Raw genomic sequence first — 19,824 nt, 5'->3', positions numbered from 1 at the left:
ACCCATCGGCTACCTCCACCTCAACCCCGACAAGAACTACATCCCCCTCACCCCCACCCCCACGATCCACAACCCCTGACACATCTATCGGGACTTCCCGTTGACACATGTCCCGGGACATGACAGCTGTCATGGAGACCGTTTCCTTCCAAGATCTCTCGTGGTCCTGCCAACCGGAACGGCGCTCTCGGCTGATGGAGCAGTCCGGCGTGAGCCGGTGGTGCGCACCGGAGGCGGAACGGGAGAGCGCCAGAGCGCCGCCGTACGGGCGGTGATCATGAGGTTGGCGGGGACAAAAAGGACCGCCGGTGCCGTCAACTTCATGATCAACGGGGACGGCGGAGGGGGACGGGGGACGCGGAACGCGGCAGGCCCGCTCCCCCGGAGGGGGTGCGGGCCTGCCGTGGCGCTTTGGGTCAGTGCTCGGCGGTGCGGCGGGTGCCGGAGTAGTACTCGAAGAGCAGCCCGCAGGTGGCGAAGACGACCGTCACCAGGCCCAGTCCCAGCAGCCAGAACTGCCAGAACACCAGGCCCAGGCCGGCGATCGCGGCGGCCAGCGCCAACGCGAACGGCCAGTAGCTGCCCGGGCTGAAGAAGCCGACCTCACCGGCGCCGTCGGCGATCTCGCCGTCCGGCCGATCCTCGGGGCGCAGGTCGATCCGGCGGGAGACGAACCAGAAGAAGCCGCCGCACATGGCGCAGAGCAGGAAGGAGAGCAGCAGCGCCACGGTGCCGATCCACTCGATGCGGCCGTCGCTGTCCGCGTACGTCCAGGCGCCGTAGAGGATGGTCGCGCCGAGGAGGAACGTGGCGATGGTGAGGAAGATCTTCCACTCGGTCTTCATGCCGGACCTCTCAGCTTCCCGCGCCGGCCTGGGCGTCGGACGGGTTGAAGTTGTTCACGTCGCGCCGGGTGTCGAACGGCTTCGTCTCGGTGGCGTACTCGGGCTCACCGATCGCGCCGAGCGCCTCCTGGGTCGACTTGCCGGCCTTCTTGGCCGCGAGGAACTGGTCGTACTTCTCCGGCGAGACGACCCGCAGCTCGAAGTTCATGAAGGCGTGGTAGCTGCCGCACAGCTCGGCGCAGCGGCCGACGAACGCGCCCTCCTGGTCGATGCGGGAGACCTCGAACGTGTTGCGCACGTTGCCCGGCATGACGTCGCGCTTGAACAGCAGCTCCGGCACCCAGAACGAGTGGATGACGTCGCGGCTGGTCTCCTCGAACCGGATCGAGCGGCCGCTGGGCAGCACCAGGACCGGGATGACCTCGCTGGTGCCCAGCACCGAGGCGACGGTGTTGGCGTCGCGGCCCTGGCCGTCGCGGTAGTTGAACTGCCAGTTCCACTTGAACGCCACGACCTCGACGGTGACGTCCGGGTTCTTCGACTCCTTGATCACGTCGGTCTGCACGACCGCGGTGTAGTAGAAGAGCACGGAGACCACGAGGATCGGCGCGATGGTGTAGAGGAACTCCATCGGCAGGTTGTAGCGGGTCTGCACCGGCAGCTCGTTGCCGCGCTTGCGGTAGCGGACCACGCACCAGAAGATCAGGCCCCAGACGAACACACCGACGGCCAGCGCCGCGATGCAGGACGCGATCCACAGGTCGTACATGCGCTGCGACTCGGGCGTGATGCCGCCCTGCGGCCAGCCGAACCCGCCGAACGCCTTGCCGACGTCACAGCCGGTGAGCGAGACCAGCAGCGCCGCCGCGCCGAGACCGAGCCCGGCGATTCGACCAGCACCACGCCGCCGGCGTCCACCGGCCCCCGGGGAAGCGCTGTCCCGTACGGCCGAGCGCCGTACCTCCGAACTCCTTGCGACCACCTGGTCCTGCCTCCCTAGCGCGCCGCGGCGGTTGTTCTCCTTGACACCGACGGCAAAGGCGTCACCGACGGTCGCAGATTACTCGACCATGACCGGCCAGGCCGTCTTGGGGTCGCTGTCCACCCCCATCGGGGGGATCTTGGGCGTAACCGGGCGATAGCGTGGAACGTCATGAGCGCCTCCCCGGTCTACCTGGACGCCGCCACCGCGGCCCCGCTGCATCCGGTCGCGCGGCAGGCGATGCTGGCCGCCCTGGACGACGGCTGGGCCGACCCGGCCCGGCTCTACTCGGCGGCCCGCCGGGCCCGCCAGCTCCTCGACGCCGCGCGCGAGGCCGCCGCGCAGACGCTCGGCGTCCGCGCCGACGAGCTGTCCTTCACCCCCAGCGGTACGGCCGCAGCGCACGCCGCCGTACTCGGTGGCCTGGCCGGGCGGCGGCGGGCCGGGGCGACGCTTGTGCACTCGGCGGTCGAGCACTCGGCGGTGCTGCACGCCGCGCAGCGGCACACGGCCGGTGGCGGCGCGGCGGTGTCCGTACCGGTGAACCGGCTGGGCCGGGTGGACCTGGACGCCTGGGCGTCGGCGGTGGCCGCGCCCGGCGTGGCCCTCGCGGCGCTGATCGCTGCCAGTCACGAGGTGGGCACGGTGCAGCCGGTGCCCGCCGCGGCGGAGCTGTGCGCCGAGGCGGGCGTGCCGCTGTACGTGGACGCGGCGCAGCTCGCCGGCCGGGCGCCACTGCCGGCGGGCTGGTCGGTGCTGAGCGCCAGCGCGCACAAGTGGGGCGGGCCGCCCGGCGTCGGGCTGCTCGTGGTGCGCAAGGGCGCCCGGTGGGAGTCGCCGTACCCGGCCGACGAGCGGGAGTCGGGGCGTACCCCGGGGGTGGTGAACCTGCCGGCGGTGGTCGCGGCGGCGGCGAGCCTGCGCGCGGCGGCGGCCGACGCGGCGGCCGAGGCGGCGCGGCTGGGCCCGCTGGTGGACCGGATCCGGGCGCGGGTGGCGGCCGAGGTGCCGGACGTGGAGGTGGTCGGCGACCCGGTCGACCGGTTGCCGCACCTGGTGACGTTCTCCTGCCTGTACGTGGACGGCGAGGCGCTGCTGCACGCGCTGGACCGGCGCGGGTTCGCGGTGTCCTCCGGCTCGTCGTGCACGTCGTCGACGGTGCGCCCGTCGCACGTGCTGGAGGCGATGGGGGTGCTGTCGCACGGCAACGTGCGGGTGTCGCTGCACCGGGAGACCACCGAGGCGGACGTGGAGCGGTTCCTGGCCGAGTTGCCGGGGATCGTGGCGGACCTGCGGGCGCAGGCGGGGGTGACCGACCTGTGAGCGAGCCGGATCAGGTGCTGGACTGCCGGGGGCAGCGCTGCCCCCTGCCGGTGATCAATCTCGCCCGCCTGGTGCCCGGGCTGCCGGCCGGCGCGGTGGTGCGGGTGCTGGCCGACGACCCGGCGGCGGCGGTGGACATCCCGGCGTGGTGCCGGATGCGCGGCCACGAGTTCCTCGCCGCGCACGACGGGCCCGCCTACGACGTCCGGGTGTAAGGAAGGGCCCCTTGTTAACGCCTCGGGTAGAGGAAGGGACCCTTCTTAACGCCCGACGCTCAGCTCAGGTACGCGAGGATGCCGGGCAGCGGGTCGGCCGCCACGGCGGTGTCGACCACCAGGCGGGGGCCGATCAGCGGCTCGTACTCGGCCCGGCGGCGCAGCGTCAGCTCCCAGGTGCCGTCCTCGGGCGGGCGGGCCTCGACCCGGCGCCGGTGCTCCTCCTCGTCGCCGCAGTGCACCTCGATCACCCGAAGCGGCACGCCGGCTCGTTCGGCCACGTCGTGCCAGAGCCCCCGGGCGCTGGCGACCGGGTTCACCGCGTCGACCACCACGCTGAGCCCCAGACCGAGCTGCACCTCGGCCAGCCCGGCGACCGCGCCGTACGCGGCCATGCCCGGCACGTCGCCGGTGAGGCCGTAGCGGTGCAGGGCCCGCTCGACCGGATCGACCGGCAGGACCGGGGCGCGCAGCGCGACGCCGACCCGGGCGGCGAGGGTGGTCTTGCCCACGCCGGGCAGCCCGGCGAAGGCGACCAGAACCGGGCCGCCGGAGCCGGGGCGGACCGCCTCCGGGTCCACCCCGCCCGACGGGACGGCCGCGCCGGTCACAGCAGGTGCGGCCGGACGTCCTCGGCGGCCGCGTCACCGTACGACTCGGCGAGTCGCTTCACGAACAGGTCGCGGCGGACCTCGTACTCCTGGCCGCCGAAGTTCTCCAGCACCAGCGTGGCCAGCAGGCAGCCGACCTGGGCCGCCCGCTCCAGGCCGACGCCCCAGTCGAGCGCGGCGAAGAACCCGGCCCGGAAGCCGTCGCCGACGCCGGTCGGGTCGACCGCCTGGATCTCCCGCGCGATCGGCACCCGGATCGTGCCGACCTCCCGGCCGGCGATCTCCACGCCCTGCTTGCCCAGCGTGGTGACCCGCACCTTGACCCGGTCGAGCAGCTGCTCGTCGGTCAGCCCGGCCTTGCTCTGCAGCAGCGACTTCTCGTACTCGTTGGTCATCAGGTAGTCGGCGCCCTCGACCAGGCCGAGCACGTCCGCGCCGTCCATCCGGGCGAGCTGCTGGGACGGGTCGGCGACGAAGGCGTAGCCCCGGTCCCGGCACTCGCCGGAGTGGCGGATCATCGCGGCCGGGTCGTTGGCGCTGACCAGCACCAGGTCGAGGCCGCCGAGGCGCTGCGCGACCGGGTGCAGCTCGATGTTGCGGGCCTCGCTCATCGCCCCGGCGTAGAAGGAGGCGATCTGGCACATGTCGGTGTCGGTGGTGCAGACGAAGCGGGCGGTGTGCGCCACCTCGCTGACGTGCACCGAGTCGCAGTCGACGCCGTGGCGCTCCAGCCAGGAGCGGTAGTCGGCGAAGTCGGCGCCGACCGCGCCGAGCAGCACCGGGCGCAGCCCGAGCTGGGCCATGCCGAACGCGATGTTGGCGGCGGTGCCGCCGCGCCGCAGGACCAGCTCGTCGACGAGGAAGGAGAGCGAGACCTTGTCGAGCTGGTCGGCGATGAGCTGGTCGGCGAAGCGGCCGGGGAAGCTCATCAGGTGGTCGGTCGCGATCGAGCCGGTCACGGCGATCTTCATGTCAACCCTCGGGGTCGGGAGCACGGCGCGGTCAGCCTACCGGCCCCCGGACCGGACGGACGGCGGTCGGTCACCAACCGGTCGATCAGCGCACATCCGGACGTCACCCCCAGGGGGTACGACGAAGCGGCGGGCCGCCCCACCGGGACGGCCCGCCGCTTGCGGTCGGTGCGTCGACTCAGCTGAAGGAGTCGCCGCAGGCGCAGGAGTTGCCCGCGTTGGGGTTGTCGATGGTGAAGCCCTGGGCGTCGATCCGGTCGGCGAAGTCGATGGTGGCGCCGGTCAGGTAGGGGGCGCTCATCCGGTCGACGACGACCTCGACACCGTCGAAGTCGGTGACGATGTCACCGTCGAGCGAGCGCTCGTCGAAGAACAGCTGGTACCGCAGGCCGGAGCAGCCACCCGGCTGCACGGCGACCCGGAGCCGCAGGTCGTCGCGGCCCTCCTGCTCGATCAGGGCCTTGACCTTCTGCGCCGCGACGTCGGTGAGGACGACGGTGCTGGGGGCCTTGGCCTCGGTCGACTCGGTCTGCGCTGGCGTGGTCACGTGGAAGTCTCCCTGCGCGGTATAGGTCCGGACGTCCTGGCCAACGCCGCACGTCCGCCAGTGATTCCCGGTGTGGTCCGTTTCGATCGTACGCCGCCGTCGGCGTCACCACCCGGCGGCGTGACCAGCGGAACCGGTCAGCGGCTCCACTGCCCGGCCAGCCGCGCGCCGAGCGCGCGCAGCCCCTCGGCCGGGCGGGTCATCGCCGCGTCCACTCCCCCGCGCTCCTCGCCGCCGAAGTGGTCGACCAGGCTGTACGCGTCGGTCACGCCGGCCGCCGCGGCCTCCCGCCGCCCGGTGCTCACCCGTCCCGCCAGCACCACGCAGGGCACGCCCCGGTCCCGGGCGGCGCCGGCCACGCCGGCGACCACCTTGCCGCGCAGCGACTGGTGGTCGAACGAGCCCTCGCCGGTGATCACCAGGTCGGCGGCGTCGAGCGCGGCGTCCAGCTTCACCGCGCGGGTGACCAGCCCGATGCCCGACTCGCACCCGCCGCCCAGCGCCAGCACGGCCGCGCCGAGGCCGCCCGCGGCGCCGCCGCCGGGCAGCGCGCCCAGCCCGGGCGGGCAGCCCGGCAGGCGCTGCGTCAGCACGTCCGCCCAGCGGGTCAGCGCGGCGTCGAGCAGCAGCACGTCGGCCCGGTCGGCGCCCTTCTGCGGGCCGAAGACGCTGCTCGCGCCGTGCAGCCCGAGCAGCGGGTTGTCCACGTCGGTGGCGGCGACGAGCGTCGCGCCGCGCAGCCGCGGCTCGCCGTCGAGCGCGGCCACCGCGGTGAGCGCCGCGCCGCCGTACGGCAGCGCCCGGCCGGCGTCGTCGAGCGGCGTGACACCCAGCGGTACGAGCATCCCGGCGCCGCCGTCGTTGGTGGCCGAGCCGCCCAGCCCCACCACCACTGTGCGCGCGCCCGCCTCGACCGCGGCGGTGACCAGCAGCCCCAGCCCGTACGAGGTGGTGGCCTTCGGGTCCCGTTCGGCGTCGGAGAGCAGGTGCAGGCCGCACGCCTGGGCGCTCTCCAGGTACGCCGTGCCGTCGTCGGTGAGCAGGATCTCACCGGTGGCCGGGCGGCCCAGCGGGTCGACCGTGGGCACCGGCAGCCGACGTCCGCCGAGCGCGTCGGCGAGCACCTCGACGAACCCCGGTCCGCCATCGGCCAGCGGCCGGACCAGCAGTTCGTCGCCGGGGGCGACGTCCCGCCAGCCCTCGGCCACCGCGGCGGCCACCTCGGGGGCGGACAACGTGCCGGCGAACTTGTCCGGGCAGAGCAGCACGCGCATGCGCAGCAGTGTGGCAGGCCACATCCGAGGCGGCTGCGGCGCGGCGGCGCTGTGGGACCATGGGGGCGTGACTTCGACCTGGGTTGAGCCGTCCAACACCGCCACGGCGCTGCTGCTCCTCGGCCGCGGCAGCGACCCCGCCACCGAACGTGGCGTGGAGTGTCCGGGTGATCTCCCCGCGCCGAGCGACCCCGACCTGGTGGCCCGCGCCGCCGCCGCGAAGGCCGCGCTCGGCACGAAGGTGTTCGTGCTGGGCCACCACTACCAGCGCGACGAGGTGATCCAGTTCGCCGACGTGACGGGCGACTCGTTCAAGCTGGCCCGGGAGGCGGCGGCGCGCCCTGATGCGGAGTACATCGTCTTCTGCGGCGTGCACTTCATGGCCGAGAGCGCGGACATCCTCACCTCGGACGCGCAGAAGGTGATCCTGCCCGACCTGGCGGCCGGCTGCTCGATGGCCGACATGGCGGTGCTGTCGCAGGTCGAGGCCGCCTGGGACACGCTCACCGACCTGGGCATCGCGGCGGAGACCGTCCCGGTGACGTACATGAACTCCTCGGCCGACATCAAGGGCTTCGTCGGCCGCAACGGCGGCGTGGTCTGCACCTCGTCGAACGCCAAGCGGGCCCTGGACTGGGCGTTCGAGCAGGGCCGCAAGGTGCTGTTCCTGCCCGACCAGCACCTGGGCCGCAACACCGCGGTGCTGGAGATGGGCTTCTCGCTCGACGACTGCGTGCTCTACGACCCGCACAAGCCGGGCGGCGGGCTGACCGCCGAGCAGCTGCGGGACGCGAAGATGATCCTGTGGCGCGGCCACTGCTCGGTGCACGGCCGGTTCACGCTCGACAGCGTCAACGACGTACGCGAGCGGGTGCCGGGCGTGAACGTGCTGGTGCACCCGGAGTGCCGGCACGAGGTGGTGAACGCCGCCGACCTGGTCGGCTCGACCGAGTTCATCATCAGGACGATCGAGGCGGCCCCGGCCGGCTCGGCGTGGGCGGTGGGCACCGAGCTGAACCTGGTCCGCCGGCTCGCGCTGGCCCACCCGGACAAGCAGATCATGTTCCTCGACCGGGCGGTCTGCTACTGCTCGACGATGAACCGGATCGACCTGCCGCACCTGGTGTGGGCGCTGGAGGAGCTGGTCGCCGGCCGCGTGGTGAACCAGATCACCGTCGATCCGGAGACCGCCCGACACGCCCGGTCGGCGCTGGACCAGATGCTCGCGCTTCCGGGAGCGTGATCACCCTCGGTCACCCCACTGGCACGTAAACGCACCGGACACCCCGGTTCGTGCCCTCGCTGGTGATGTGACCGATTCCATTTTCGTCACGGAGGGCTATGCTGCCGGGGCGACGACACACGCGGCCCGTTTTCCCATGACCGCGTTCCGGGTAGCGATGAACTTCGTGCACCCATCACTAGACACGGCAGCACCCAACGCGCTGGAGGTTGCGTTGACCGACGACGTCCTGGTCGTACACGGAGGCACTCCGCTGGAAGGGCGGATCCGCGTCCGCGGCGCGAAGAACCTGGTGTCCAAGGCGATGGTCGCCGCCCTGCTCGGCGACACACCCAGCCGGCTGTTCGACGTGCCGCGTATCCGTGACGTCGAGGTGGTCCGCGGTCTGCTCGGCCTGCACGGCGTCAAGGTCAGCGACGGCGACGAGGAGGGCGAGCTGGTCTTCGACCCCTCGAACGTCGAGAGCGCCAGCACCGACCAGATCAACGTGCACGCCGGTTCCAGCCGGATCCCGATCCTGTTCTGCGGCCCGCTGCTGCACCGGCTCGGCCACGCCTTCATCCCCGACCTGGGCGGCTGCCACATCGGCCCGCGTCCGATCGACTTCCACCTCCAGGCGCTGCGCGAGTTCGGCGCCACCGTCGACAAGACGCCGGAGGGCCTGCACCTGTCCGCGCCCAACGGGCTGCACGGCACGAAGTTCGCGCTGCCGTACCCGAGCGTGGGCGCCACCGAGCAGGTGCTGCTCACCGCGGTGATGGCCGAGGGCGTCACCGAGCTGCGCAACGCGGCGGTCGAGCCGGAGATCATCGACCTCATCTGCGTGCTGCAGAAGATGGGCGCGATCATCAAGGTGCACACCGACCGGGTGATCGAGATCCAGGGCGTCAAGAAGCTGCACGGCTACACCCACCGGCCGATCCCGGACCGGATCGAGGCGGCCAGCTGGGCGGCGGCGGCGCTGGCGACCCGCGGTCACGTCGAGGTGCTGGGCGCCCAGCAGGCCGACATGATGACCTTCCTGAACATCTTCCGCTCGGTCGGCGGCGAGTACGAGGTCACCGACCTGCGCCCGCCGCGCGGCGGCAGCCCCGGCCAGGAGGGCGGCATCCGCTTCTGGCACCCGGGCGGCGAGCTGAACGCGGTGGCGCTGGAGACCGACGTACACCCGGGTTTCATGACCGACTGGCAGCAGCCGCTGGTGGTCGCGCTCACCCAGGCCCGCGGCCTGTCGATCGTCCACGAGACGGTCTACGAGCAGCGGCTCGGCTACACCGAGGCGCTGAACACGATGGGCGCCAACATCCAGGTCTACCGGGACTGCCTCGGCGGCACCCCGTGCCGCTTCGGCCGGCGCAACTTCAAGCACTCCGCGGTGATCGCCGGGCCGAGCAAGCTGCACGCCGCCGACCTGGTCATCCCGGACCTGCGGGCCGGGTTCAGCCACCTCATCGCGGCGCTCGCCGCCGAGGGCACCTCCCGGGTGTACGGCGTGGACCTGATCAACCGCGGCTACGAGGACTTCGAGGCCAAGCTGGCCGACCTCGGCGCGCACGTCGAGCGTCCCTGAGGCGTCCCGTTCACTCGACCGGCCGCGCCCGGTGCACCCGTGATGTGCACCGGGCGCGGCCGGTTGGCTACCCTTGCCGCGTGCCGTCGCTGTTTCGCCGCAAGTCCGCCGACCTCGTCGAGGAGTCCGTCACCACTGTGACGACCGACGAGGAGTCCGCCGCCGCCCGTCCCCGGGGCTACACGCCCAGCAAGAAGGAACTCGGGCAGGTCACGCCGAAGCGCCCGGTCGCCGGCCGCCGGCCGACCGCGCCGGCCAAGCCGCTGACCAAGGAGGAGGCCCGCGCGCAGCGCCGCGCCGCCCGCGCCGAGGCCGCCGCCGAGTTCCGGCGCGAGGGCGGCCCGCGTGACCGGGGGCCCGAGCGGCTGCTGGCCCGCAACGTGGTCGACTCCCGGCGTACGGTCGGCACCTGGTTCTTCGGCGGCGCGCTGATCGTGCTGGTCGGTTCCAACCAGGCCATGCCGCCGATCGTGCGGCTGCTGTCCAACCTGCTGTGGGGCGCGCTGGCGCTCGGCGTGCTGATCGACTCGGTGCTGATCTCCCGGAAGATCAAGCGGCTGGTGCGCGAGCGCTTCCCGAAGAGCACCGAGAAGCTCGGCTCGCTCTACTTCTACGCGATCATGCGGTCGATCACGTTCCGCCGGATGCGCGCTCCCGCGCCCCGGGTGAACATCGGCGACAAGGTCTGACCGGCCCCGCTCCGAAATCGGCCCCTTCCCGCTCCGGCGGTGCGGGGCCGTTCTCGTGCGAGGGCCGGCGTCAGTCCACGCCGAGCAGGCGCAGCACCGCTGTGGTGGCCGCCGCCGCGACCACGACCAGCACGAACGGCGCCCGGCGCCAGGCCAGCACCAGGCCGATCAGCACCCCGGCGGGGCGGGCGTACCCGGCGAAGCCACCGGCCTCGGTCAGCGCCGCGGTGGCGGCGAGCGCGGCCAGCAGCGTGGCGGCGCCGACCGGCAGCAGGTGGCGGGCCCATTCGGGCAGGTCCAGCCGGTCCCGCAGCAGCACCCCGGCGACGCGGAAGCCGTAGGTGCCGGCGGCCAGCGCGAGGATCACGGCGATCAGCACGAGACCTCCCCGGCCCGCACGCTCCGATCATCAGCCGCCTCGTCAGCGGTCCGGGGTGGCGCGGCGGGCGGGCGGCGGCGGGCCAGCAGCGGCAGGGCCAGCGCGGCGAGCGCGAGCAGCACCGGCAACCCGGCCGGCAGCAGCGGCGTGGCCAGCACGGCCAGGCCGGCGCCGGTCAGCGCCACCCGGCGGGTCTCCCGGTCGCGCAGGCTGGGCAGCAGCAGCGCGGCCAGCCCGGCCGGGAACGCGGCGTCGAGTCCCAGCGCGGCCGGGTCGCCGGCCGCGCCGCCGGCGAGCACGCCGAGCGCGGTGCCGGTGTTCCAGGCCAGGAAGAGCAGCACCCCGGCGAGCCAGAACGCCCGGCGTCGCCCCGGACCGGCCGGGCGGGACAGCGCGAACGCGGTCGCCTCGTCGGTCATCAGGTGGCTGCCCAGCAGCCGCTGCCAGCGCCGGGAGCCGAGCGCGCCGCCGAGGGCCAGGCCGAACGGCAGGTGGCGGGCGTTGAGGAGCAGGCCGGCGAGGACCGCCGCGAGCGGACTGCCGGCCACGACGAGCCCCACCGCCATGAACTGGGCACCACCGGCGTAGACGACCGCGGACATGGCGAGCGTGGCCCAGGCGGGCAGGCCGGCGGCTACCGCCACGGCGCCGAACGACGCGCCCACGGCGAGCATCGCCGCGCCGATGGCGGCGACGTCGCGGAGCACCCGGGCGTCGCCCGTTCGGTATGCCGTACGCATGTCCATTATCCTGAACGCGAGAACGCTTGTTCGTCAAACCGAACAAACCGACCGTTGGAGCGAACACATGGCGATCGACCCCGCTCCCCCACTCGCGACCATCGCCGCCGCGCTACGCCGCGAGCGCGAACGGGCCGGCCTGTCGCTCACCGAGCTGGCCCGCCGCGCCGGCATCGCCAAGTCCACCCTGTCCCAGCTGGAGTCCGGTTCCGGCAACCCCAGCGTGGAGACGCTCTGGGCGCTCGGCGTGGCGCTGGACGTACCGTTCAGCCGCCTGGTCGAACCACCCGCCGCCGCCGTGCGGGTGGTCCGGGCCGGCGAGGGCCCCCGGATCCGCTCCGAGCACGCCGACTTCTCCGCCACCCTGCTCGCCGCCGGAGCGCCGCACGCCCGGCGGGACGTCTACGTGATGGAGCTGGAACCCGGCGCGGTACGGATCGCCGAGGCGCACACCCCGCGCAGCGTCGAGCACGTCGTGGTCGCCGCCGGACGGATGCGCGTCGGCCCGGAGACCGACCCGGTCGAGCTGGGACCCGGCGACTACGTCACCTTCCCCGGCGACACCCCGCACCGGTACGAGGCGCTGGTCCCCGGCACGTTCGCCGTACTCGTCATGGAGCACCCGTGACCGCGGCCGGCGCCCGGTAGAGCCGCGCCACGACCTCCTCGATGTCCGGCTCCACGATCGAGATGTCCCGCAGCGTGGCCAGGCCGGCCAGCCCGGCCACCACCTCGGCGACGCTCGCCCGTTCCAGCGCGAAGACCAGCCGCCGCCCGTCCGCCTCCACCCGCTGCACCGGCGCGCCGGGCAGCACCGGCGGCTCGGGCAGCGCCGCGTCCAGCTCGGCGACCACCATCCGGCGCGAGCCGTACCGGCGGTGCAGCTCCGCGATCGACCCGTCGTGCACCACCCGCCCGTGGTCGATCACCACGAGCCGCCGGCACAGCCGCTCGATGTCGGCCAGGTCGTGCGTGGTGAGCACCAGCGTGGTGTCCCCGTCCCGGCCCAGCTCGGCCAGGAAACCACGCACCGCCTGCTTGCTGACCACGTCCAGGCCGATCGTCGGCTCGTCCAGGAACAGCACCTCCGGGCCGTGCAGCAGCGCCGCGGTCAGCTCACCGCGCATCCGCTGACCCAGCGAGAGCTGCCGGACCGGCGTGTCCAGGAACCCGTCCAGGTCGAGCAGCTCCCGGCAGCGGGCCAGCCGGGCCGCGTGCTCGCCGGCCGGCACCCGGTAGACGTGCCGCAGCAGGTCGAACGAGTCCCGCAGCGGCAGGTCCCACCACAGCTGCGAACGCTGCCCGAACACCACGCCGATACGCAGCGCCAGCCGGGTCCGGTCGGCCACCGGGCGCAGCCCGCACACCCGGGCCCGCCCCGCCGACGGCGTCAGCACGCCGGTGAGCATCTTCAACGTGGTCGACTTCCCGGCGCCGTTCGGGCCGATGTAGCCGAGCATCTCGCCGCGCTCCACCCGCAGGTCGACCCCGTCGACGGCGGTCACCGTCCGCTTCTCGCGGCGCAACCGCCCGGCCCGGACCCGGACCGTGAACTCCTTGCGCAGCCCGTCCATCTCGATGACGCTCATGACCCCGTACTCCGGTAGTGACGGACCCCGACGCGCCAGGCCAGGGCGGCCAGCGCCGCCGCGACCACCGCGACGCCCGGCGCGGCCCAGCCCGCCCAGGGCGGCAGGCCGAGCGGGTCGGCGCGGCCCAGCAACGCCAGCGCCGGGTGGTAGCTGACAAAGGCGAACCCCATCCCGTACGCGAACAACGCGCGGAACCAGCCGCCGTACACGGTGACCGGGTACGAGGTGAAGTCACGCCCGCCGTAGGTGACCGAGTTGGCCAGCTCGCCCGAGTCGACCCAGTAGAACGACACCGTCGCGGTCAGCACGAAGACCGAGGCGAAGAAGACCACGGCGGCCAGCGGCGCGACGACCGCCAGCGCCACCCGGCCCGGTGTCCAGTCGATCCCCGCCGAGACCAGCGCGAACAGCAGCACGGCGAGCCCGAACACGGCCCGGGACAGCTTACGCAGCGGCAGGTCCATCAGCAGCAGCTGCGGCAGCGCGCCGAGCGGACGGACCAGCACCGCGTCGAACAGGCCGGTGCGCACGTACCGGGGAAGCCGTTCGATGTTGCCGACCAGCAGGTCGGCGGTGGCGAAGCCGCACGCCGACAGCCCGACCACGACGAGCGTCTCGCGCAGCGTGAAGCCGCCCAGCTCCCGCGTCACACCGAAGATCACCAGGACCGTGACCACGTCGAACACCGTCGCGCCCACGTTGCCGACCAGGTCCACCACGAACGACGTGCGGTACGCCGCCTGCGAACGCGCCTGCGCGCCGAGCAGCGCCCGGTACGCCCGCAGTTCAGCCACCCCGGGCGCGCTGTCGCGCTCAGCCACCCTGGACGCGCTGTCGCGCTCAGCCACCCTGGGCGCGCTGTCGCGCTCAGCCACCCTGGACCACCAGGCGGCGCTCGGCGCGGCGCTGCACCAGCCGGCACAGCGCCAGCAGCGCCACCACCCAGGCGGCCTGCACCCCGACCAGGGCGAGACCGGTGGACATCGGCTCCCGCTCCACCAGCACGTCCAGCGGCACCTGAAGGATGCTGGGGAACGGGGTCGCGTACCGCAGGACCGCCTCCAGCGGGCCGGGCAGGAACCCGAGCGGGAAGTAGAGCCCGGCCAGCACGCCCGAGCCGAGCGTCCACAGGATCATCGGCCCTCGGACGTCCTGCAGCCAGTACGCGGTGGCGTTCACCAGGTAGCGGCAGCCGAAGCAGACCACCACCGCGAGCAGCACGGAGAGCAGGAACAGCGGCACCGTTGCCCAGTGCCGGGGCACGTACACCGCGAAGAAGAACGGGCCGATCACCAGCGGCGGCACCAGCCGGGCCAGCGCCGCGAACCCGGCCCGGCCCAGGTCGGTGGCGAGGTAGCTGGTCACCGGGTGCACCGGTCGCAGCAGGTCGGCAGCCACCTCACCGGTACGGATCCGGTCCGCCAGGTCGGTCCAGCCCCAGATGGCGATCACCGCCAGCAGCCCCTGGCCGGCCCAGACGAACGTGGCGAGCTGCGCCCTGTCGTAGCCGGCCACGGTGCCGGCCGCGCCGGTCGCGGCGAGGAAGATGTAGCAGCGCAGGAAGCCGAACACGGTGTTGGTGAACAGCCCCGCCACGGCGGCCTGACGGTAGGTCGCGTGCCGCCGGAACCCGGCCGCCGCGATCGCGCCGAATGTCCGAAACCATGGGGTAACGTGTGCGCCGGTGGGTGGTGCCACAGTGGCGGTGACCGAGCCCACGCCGTTACCCTCCTTCCGCAGCCACGACGTGCTGGACCGGGCGACTGTACCGGCACGTCCGGCGCCCCAGCGCGCGAATTTCCAATGAGGTGACACCGCCGTGAGCGAGCGACGCGAGCCGGCCCCGGGGCCGTCCCGCGCGAGCGGCCGGAGGGGTTGCCGATGAGTGGCTGGGGGAGCTGGCGCGAGCCGGCCGAACCGGCCTGGGCCGCCGAGCCCACCCACGAGTGGCAGCCGCAGTTCCCGGGGCAGCGCTACCCGGGTGACATCGGCATCGAGAACCTGACGCCGCGCCGCCGTACCGTGGTCGGCCGCGCCGAGGTACGCCCGGTCAGCCCCGCGCCCGACGCCGACCCGTACCCGGTCAGCCCAGCAGGCGCGCACCCGGTCAGCCCGGCGGGGTTCCACCCCGTCAGTCCCGCGCCCGACACCGATCCGTATCCGGTCAGCCCGGCCGGCGCGAACCCGGTCAGTCCCGCCGGATTCCACCCGGTCAGCCCGGCGGGTCCGCACGGCCCGCACCCCGCCGGCCCGGTGGGTCCCGCGGGTCCGCGCGACGCGTACCCCGTCAGTCCGGCCGGCCCACGCGGCACGTACCCGACCAGTCCAGCCGGCCCACGCGGCACGTACCCGACCAGTCCAGCCGGCCCACATGGCACGTACCCGACCAGTCCAGCCGCCCCACATGGCACGTACCCGACCAGTCCCGCCGGTCCGCGCGGGGCCGAGCAGCCGGGGCCCGGCGGTCCACGCGGTGGCGGCCCGGCCGGTCCGGCCACGTCCCGCGGGGCGTACCCGGCCGGGCCCACGGATCACGGCGGCCAGCGCCCCGCCGGCAGCCCTCCGGACGACCGCCGCGGGCACCCCGCGGACGGACGGCGGCCCTGGCCGGAGGATCGGCGCCGCACCGGCCCGCCCACGCCGCCCGAGCAGCGGCTCGACCAACGCTGGGTACGCCCCGAGGCCGCACCGCGCCGGCCGTCCCAGCCCGGCTGGATGCCGGAGCCGAACGAGTTCCCGCACCATGGCGAGCGCCGGGCCGACCGCCCGCACCAGGCCGACGGACGCCGCGCCCCGGTCGAGGGCCCGCCTGCCGTGTCGGAACAGCGGTGGGGCTCGGCGTCCGACGCGCGGCGGGACCACTCCCCCGCCGGGCGCCGCGAGTCCATGCCCGACGGACGCCGCGACCGCTTCCCGGACGAGCGCCGGGAGCCGCCGTCCGACGGGCGGCGTGACCACGGCGCCGGGCGCCCGGCCGATCGGCGCGACGACGCCGTGCCGCCGCTGGAGCGGGGCGCGGCCGGGTGGGGCCAGCCGGGCCGGGACGGTTGGCGCGGCACCGACGGTGACGGCTGGCGTGACCCGAGCCGGCGTCCCCCGGCGGAGCGGCGTGAGCCGGTGGACGGCCGGCCCTTGGCAGACGGACGTGCGCCGGGCCGGGAGGCCGCCGCGTACCCGGAGACCCAGCGCCGGGCGCCCGAGAACGGGCCTCCGCAGACCGAGCCCGACCGGTACGGCGCACCGCGTCCCGGCACCGACCAGCGGTGGCAGGGTCAGCGCCCGCCGGTCGACCGGTCCCGCCCGCACCAGGGCGAGTGGCCCATCATCGAGCCGCGGCCCCGTCCCGAGACGGACACGCGCCGGCCGGACGAACGGCAGCGCCCACCCGTGGAGCGGCCGGCGCCGCAGCGGTACCCGATGCCGCCGTCCGACGCCACCCGCCCGCCCACCGTGATGCCCCGTCCCGAGCCCAGTCGGCCACAGCCGGATGCCGCCGCCCGCCCCGAGACCCGTGCCCCGCAGTGGCCGGTGCGGCCGGACGAGCGCAGGTCGGCGCCGCCGGTGCAGTGGCCGGTGCGGCCGGCCGGTCACCCGCCGCCCCGGGTGGCCGACGGCCGGGAGACGGCACCTGTCGAGCCGGCCGCACACACCCGTCCCGACGACCGTCCCCGGGTCGCCCCGGTACGGCCCGATCCGGTGCCGCCGCCGGCCACGCCCGGGCGTTCCGAAGAGGGCTCGGCCGCGCCTCGGACCGGCGACACCCCGCGTCCGGCACCTCCTGCGCCGCAGGCCGGCGTGCCCGTCGCGGACGCTCCCGTTTCCGGAGCGCTCGCCCCCGCCGCGCCGCAGGCCGACATGCCTGGCGCGGGCAGCCCCGCTTCCGGCGCGGTCACCCCCGTTCCGCCTCCTTCCGACGCGCACGTCTCCCGTGCGCCCACGTCCGGAGCGCCCACTTCTGGAGCGCAGCGTCCGGGTGGCGCGGCACCGACGGACCGGAGCGAGGGCGCGGCTCGGCCCACGCCGTCGCAGGACGGGACCGCCGAGCGTCACGGCCCGCCTTCTTCCGACCCGGTGAACACGGCGCAACCCGCGAGGGCTCGCCCGGCACCGCCTGCCTACTCCGGTTCCGTGCCCGCACAGCAGACCGCGGGCAGGCCGCCCGTACCCACACCGGCCGAGCAGCTACCCGACGTCAGGCCCGCCGACTCGGTGGAGCACCCGGCCCCGATCGCGCCCCGGCCAGTCGTGGAGAGCGGCGCCATCGGCGAGCCAGAGGCCGGACCGGACGCCGAGGCCAAGCCGTCGGATGTGGATGCCGGTCGACAGCGCGAGTCCGAGGTGCAGGCTCCGTCCACGTCGGCCCCTGACACCGACCGGCCCTACGCCGACGCCAGTGCCCGTCCCGCGCCCGGCACAGGACGGACGGAACCCGGCCCGGCTGTCGGCCGGACCGGCGAGCCATCGGAGCGAGCCGAGCACCCCCGCCCGGGGGCGACAACCGCTCCGCCCTCCCCGGCCACGGACTCCGGCGCCGAGGCATGGTTCCGTCCCAGCCAGCCCGCCGCCCCCGCCCAGACACCGGAACCGCCGGAGATCTTGGAAGATTTCGGCCCCCCTGGGGGCCATTTCGTACCAAGATCTCCGGCAGACCGAGCCCAGCCGGCGACGATTCGTACCCCCGAGGTGGCCGAGGCCGGGTCCGGTACCGGCTCGACGCCGCCCGCTACCGGCGTCACCACACCATCCGACGCCGCAACCAGCGACGCCACACCGAGCGCCCCTGCCGCCACCGACATCAGCACCAACGCAAACACCGACACCGACGAATCCACGAGCACCGCGGACCCGGCGGCCGGACACCTGGACACACCGGACGGGACCGCTTCCGGCGGGGAGAACGCGGGCAACCGCATGCCCGCCACCGGCACGTCCGCCGACACCGGAAGCGGCCGGCCGGTCACCGACGCCGAGCCGCCGGTCACTGTGGATGCCGGGCAGGACGCCACGGATTCAGAGGCTGGCGGCGGGAGCCAGACAGCCGGCGAGCCGGGCGGGGCCGGTCACGTCGAGGAACCGGCCGCCACACCGGAGCCGACCGGCAGCATCCGGGCCGACGCCGACCGCGCCGACATCACCGCCTCGCCACTGGAGTCTCCGGGCAGCCGAGCCGAAGCCGACCTCACGAGCATCGCGACCCCGCAATCGGCACCCGCCGGCACCGAGCCCTCCGGCATCACGATCCCGCAGCCGCAGGCCGCCGACACCCCGGCCACCGCGCCCGGCGAGGACTCCAACGGCGAGACCGCACCGACCGGTGACCCGGACCGCGCCCCCGCCGAGCCCGCGGCCGGCGGCAAGCCCGCACCCGACACCGACACCACAACCGTCGACCCGGAGCACGACCGCGAGCCCGCACCACCCGAGCCCGCCGACGAGCCGACCGCTCAGACCGACGACGCGCCGACTCCCCGTGCCCAAGAACCGGACACCGAAGCGGACGCCGAACCGGCCGGACCGCCGCCGCCCCCGGCGGACCCGGAGCAGGCCCTCGCCGCGGTCGGCTGGCGGCTGGATCCGCGTACGCTGCGCGAGGAGGCGCCCGATCCGGCGCAGCTGCGGCTGATCCGGGACGGCCTGACCGGCAAGCTCGACACCACACTGGACAACCGTGGCCGGGCCCGGCTGCTGAGCCTGCGCGCGGTGGCGTCGCGGATCCTCGGCGACCTGGACGACGCGCTCGGGGACGCGCGGCTGGCAGTCACGTACGCGGAGACGACGGGTGAGCTGCGGCGTACCGCGTTGGCCCGGGCCCGTCTCGCGGAGGCGCTGCGGTGGCGGGGTGACCACGCGGAGGCCGACCGGCTCTTCGCCGAGACGAACTCGCCGGAGCTGCCGGACCCGCTGCGCGCGTTGCTGCACGAGCACGCCGGGCGGAGCTGCTACGACCAGGGACGGCTGACCGAGGCGTGCCTGCACTTCGAGCGGGCGCTGGACCTGCGCCACGGCGAGGACGCGGCGATGAACGCGCGCGTCGAGGTGGCGCTGGACGCGATCGCGGAGCGGGCCGCCGCCGACGGTTTCGGTCCGGCCCCGCGCCGGCCCGAGGAGGTGCTCGGCGCGCCGCGTCTCCCGGTGGCGACGTTCGACGAGGAGCAGCAGCTCTGGGGGTACGCGAACGCCGACGGCGAGATGGTGATCGCGCACCGGTACGCCGAGGTGCAGCCGTTCCACGAAGGGCTGGCCTGGGTACGCCGTCCGGAGGCGTCCCGCTGGGCGCTGATCGACACGTCCGGCGCGGCGCTGATCGAGGCGAACAACGGCTACCGGGCGGTGGGCGCCTTCTCCGAGGGGCTGTCCTGGGTGTCGATGGACGGCAAGGGCCGCTGGATGGCCGTGGACCGGATGAACATCGTCCGGATTCCGCCCGGGTACGAGGAGGTCAGGTCGTTCCGCAACGGACTGGCGGCGGTACGGCAGAACGGCGGCTGGGGCGCGGTGGACCTCACCGGCGAGGTGGTGGTGCCGACCCGGTACCACGGTCTCGGCACGCCGCTGGCCGACGGACGGAAGGTGGACGGGTTCACCGCCGACGGCCTGGCCGTGGTCGAGCTGGCCGGCCGCCGGGGCGTGGTGGACCGCGCCGGGCGGGTGGTGGTCACGCCGGCGTACCCGACTGTGGTGGTGCATCCGGTGGCGTTCATGGTCGCCACGGAGTCGGGCCGGTGGGGCGCGCTGGACCGGCGCGGCGACCCGCTCATCGACCCGGTGCATCCCGGCCGCGCGGCGGTGGTCGCGGAGATCGACCGTCTGCTCGCCGACGCCAGCCCGGTGCTCTGACCCGCG

At 74.3% G+C, this 19,824-nt stretch carries 18 protein-coding genes; 7 read left to right on the top strand and 11 right to left on the bottom strand.

Translation table 11 applies throughout. The features are described 5' to 3' along the window. Window positions 1-416 precede the first annotated feature (416 nt). Both KBX43_RS22500 and coxB read right to left on the bottom strand, forming a co-directional pair. Window positions 417-845, bottom strand: coding sequence for a cytochrome c oxidase subunit 4 (locus tag KBX43_RS22500; protein WP_064445180.1), 429 nt, complete (start codon window positions 843-845; stop codon window positions 417-419). Between the two features lie 10 nt (window positions 846-855). Beyond that, the gene (gene coxB / locus KBX43_RS22495; RefSeq protein ID WP_064445179.1) at window positions 856-1,827 is read right to left on the bottom strand and encodes a cytochrome c oxidase subunit II; all 972 of its coding nucleotides are present in this window, start codon (window positions 1,825-1,827) and stop codon (window positions 856-858) included. 171 nt (window positions 1,828-1,998) lie between these two features. Here coxB and KBX43_RS22490 point away from each other — a divergent pair, with 171 nt between their 5' ends. Then, window positions 1,999-3,150 carry a cysteine desulfurase family protein gene (locus KBX43_RS22490; protein WP_064445178.1) on the top strand — a complete coding sequence of 384 codons (1,152 nt, stop codon included), beginning with the start codon at window positions 1,999-2,001 and terminating at the stop codon, window positions 3,148-3,150. Next, entirely contained in the window at window positions 3,147-3,365 is a 219-nt protein-coding gene (locus KBX43_RS22485; RefSeq protein WP_043329366.1) for a sulfurtransferase TusA family protein, read from the top strand. Before KBX43_RS22490 ends, KBX43_RS22485 begins: the two co-directional genes overlap by 4 nt. 59 nt (window positions 3,366-3,424) lie before the next feature. On the opposite strand, the gene KBX43_RS22480 is transcribed toward KBX43_RS22485, so the two are convergent. The 4 genes from KBX43_RS22480 to KBX43_RS22465 form a co-directional block, all read right to left on the bottom strand. Then, window positions 3,425-3,976, bottom strand: coding sequence for an ATP-binding protein (locus KBX43_RS22480; RefSeq protein WP_043329365.1), 552 nt, complete (start codon window positions 3,974-3,976; stop codon window positions 3,425-3,427). Beyond that, window positions 3,973-4,947 carry a carbohydrate kinase family protein gene (locus KBX43_RS22475; RefSeq protein WP_064448311.1) on the bottom strand — a complete coding sequence of 325 codons (975 nt, stop codon included), beginning with the start codon at window positions 4,945-4,947 and terminating at the stop codon, window positions 3,973-3,975. The genes KBX43_RS22480 and KBX43_RS22475 overlap by 4 nt, the downstream gene beginning before the upstream one ends. A gap of 178 nt (window positions 4,948-5,125) precedes the next feature. Beyond that, window positions 5,126-5,494 (bottom strand): iron-sulfur cluster insertion protein ErpA, encoded by a 369-nt coding sequence (gene erpA / locus KBX43_RS22470; RefSeq protein ID WP_043329360.1) that lies wholly within the window; start codon window positions 5,492-5,494, stop codon window positions 5,126-5,128. Window positions 5,495-5,631: 137 nt separating this feature from the next. Continuing rightward, window positions 5,632-6,792 carry a glycerate kinase gene (locus KBX43_RS22465; protein ID WP_210887022.1) on the bottom strand — a complete coding sequence of 387 codons (1,161 nt, stop codon included), beginning with the start codon at window positions 6,790-6,792 and terminating at the stop codon, window positions 5,632-5,634. Window positions 6,793-6,835: 43 nt separating this feature from the next. Here KBX43_RS22465 and nadA point away from each other — a divergent pair, with 43 nt between their 5' ends. The 3 genes from nadA to KBX43_RS22450 all read left to right on the top strand — a co-directional run bounded on the left by nadA (window position 6,836) and on the right by KBX43_RS22450 (window position 10,270). Further along, complete coding sequence (gene nadA, locus KBX43_RS22460; RefSeq protein WP_187693530.1) at window positions 6,836-8,011, top strand: quinolinate synthase NadA; 1,176 nt, start codon at window positions 6,836-6,838, stop codon at window positions 8,009-8,011. Between the two features lie 214 nt (window positions 8,012-8,225). Beyond that, window positions 8,226-9,581, top strand: coding sequence for a UDP-N-acetylglucosamine 1-carboxyvinyltransferase (gene murA, locus KBX43_RS22455; RefSeq protein WP_030500128.1), 1,356 nt, complete (start codon window positions 8,226-8,228; stop codon window positions 9,579-9,581). 80 nt (window positions 9,582-9,661) lie between these two features. Next, on the top strand, window positions 9,662-10,270 hold the full coding sequence (locus tag KBX43_RS22450; protein WP_043329355.1) for a DUF3043 domain-containing protein: 609 nt from the start codon (window positions 9,662-9,664) through the stop codon (window positions 10,268-10,270). A gap of 70 nt (window positions 10,271-10,340) precedes the next feature. Here KBX43_RS22450 and KBX43_RS22445 read toward each other — a convergent pair whose 3' ends face one another. Beyond that, the gene (locus tag KBX43_RS22445) at window positions 10,341-10,649 is read right to left on the bottom strand and encodes an AzlD domain-containing protein (RefSeq protein WP_069088991.1); all 309 of its coding nucleotides are present in this window, start codon (window positions 10,647-10,649) and stop codon (window positions 10,341-10,343) included. Further along, complete coding sequence (locus KBX43_RS22440) at window positions 10,643-11,389, bottom strand: AzlC family ABC transporter permease (RefSeq protein ID WP_210887019.1); 747 nt, start codon at window positions 11,387-11,389, stop codon at window positions 10,643-10,645. The genes KBX43_RS22445 and KBX43_RS22440 overlap by 7 nt, the downstream gene beginning before the upstream one ends. A gap of 67 nt (window positions 11,390-11,456) precedes the next feature. Here KBX43_RS22440 and KBX43_RS22435 point away from each other — a divergent pair, with 67 nt between their 5' ends. Beyond that, entirely contained in the window at window positions 11,457-12,017 is a 561-nt protein-coding gene (locus tag KBX43_RS22435; protein ID WP_210887017.1) for a helix-turn-helix domain-containing protein, read from the top strand. On the opposite strand, the gene KBX43_RS22430 is transcribed toward KBX43_RS22435, so the two are convergent. The 3 genes from KBX43_RS22430 to KBX43_RS22420 all read right to left on the bottom strand — a co-directional run bounded on the left by KBX43_RS22430 (window position 12,001) and on the right by KBX43_RS22420 (window position 14,700). After that, window positions 12,001-12,978, bottom strand: a complete 978-nt coding sequence (locus KBX43_RS22430) for an ATP-binding cassette domain-containing protein (protein WP_210887014.1) — start codon at window positions 12,976-12,978, stop codon at window positions 12,001-12,003. The two genes, KBX43_RS22435 and KBX43_RS22430, sit on opposite strands and share 17 nt — an antisense overlap. Then, window positions 12,975-13,775, bottom strand: coding sequence for an ABC transporter permease (locus KBX43_RS22425; RefSeq protein ID WP_140946529.1), 801 nt, complete (start codon window positions 13,773-13,775; stop codon window positions 12,975-12,977). The genes KBX43_RS22430 and KBX43_RS22425 overlap by 4 nt, the downstream gene beginning before the upstream one ends. Before the next feature lie 73 nt (window positions 13,776-13,848). Beyond that, on the bottom strand, window positions 13,849-14,700 hold the full coding sequence (locus KBX43_RS22420; RefSeq protein WP_209962727.1) for an ABC-2 family transporter protein: 852 nt from the start codon (window positions 14,698-14,700) through the stop codon (window positions 13,849-13,851). Window positions 14,701-14,862: 162 nt separating this feature from the next. On the opposite strand from KBX43_RS22420, the gene KBX43_RS31645 reads away from it, so the two are divergent. After that, a complete protein-coding gene (locus KBX43_RS31645; RefSeq protein ID WP_247677623.1) occupies window positions 14,863-19,818 on the top strand; it encodes a WG repeat-containing protein in 4,956 nt (1,651 codons plus the stop codon). The last annotated feature ends 6 nt before the right edge of the window (window positions 19,819-19,824 follow it).

Origin of the sequence: Micromonospora sp. C41 (assembly GCF_018070485.1) — a bacterium.
GTDB classification, from domain to species: Bacteria; Actinomycetota; Actinomycetes; order Mycobacteriales; family Micromonosporaceae; genus Micromonospora; species Micromonospora chalcea.
The sequence above is the reverse complement of the archived record's forward strand: the minus strand, read 5'-3'. Positions and strand labels throughout refer to the sequence as shown.

Coding starts and splice junctions, on each gene's coding strand:
- KBX43_RS22500 (WP_064445180.1), bottom strand. CDS start 845: ATGAAGACCGAGTGGAAGATCTTCCTCACCATCGCCACGTTCCTCCTC.
- KBX43_RS22490 (WP_064445178.1), top strand. CDS start 1,999: ATGAGCGCCTCCCCGGTCTACCTGGACGCCGCCACCGCGGCCCCGCTG.
- KBX43_RS22475 (WP_064448311.1), bottom strand. CDS start 4,947: ATGAAGATCGCCGTGACCGGCTCGATCGCGACCGACCACCTGATGAGC.
- KBX43_RS22465 (WP_210887022.1), bottom strand. CDS start 6,792: ATGTGGCCTGCCACACTGCTGCGCATGCGCGTGCTGCTCTGCCCGGAC.
- KBX43_RS22440 (WP_210887019.1), bottom strand. CDS start 11,389: ATGCGTACGGCATACCGAACGGGCGACGCCCGGGTGCTCCGCGACGTC.
- KBX43_RS22435 (WP_210887017.1), top strand. CDS start 11,457: ATGGCGATCGACCCCGCTCCCCCACTCGCGACCATCGCCGCCGCGCTA.
- KBX43_RS22430 (WP_210887014.1), bottom strand. CDS start 12,978: ATGAGCGTCATCGAGATGGACGGGCTGCGCAAGGAGTTCACGGTCCGG.
- KBX43_RS31645 (WP_247677623.1), top strand. CDS start 14,863: ATGAGTGGCTGGGGGAGCTGGCGCGAGCCGGCCGAACCGGCCTGGGCC.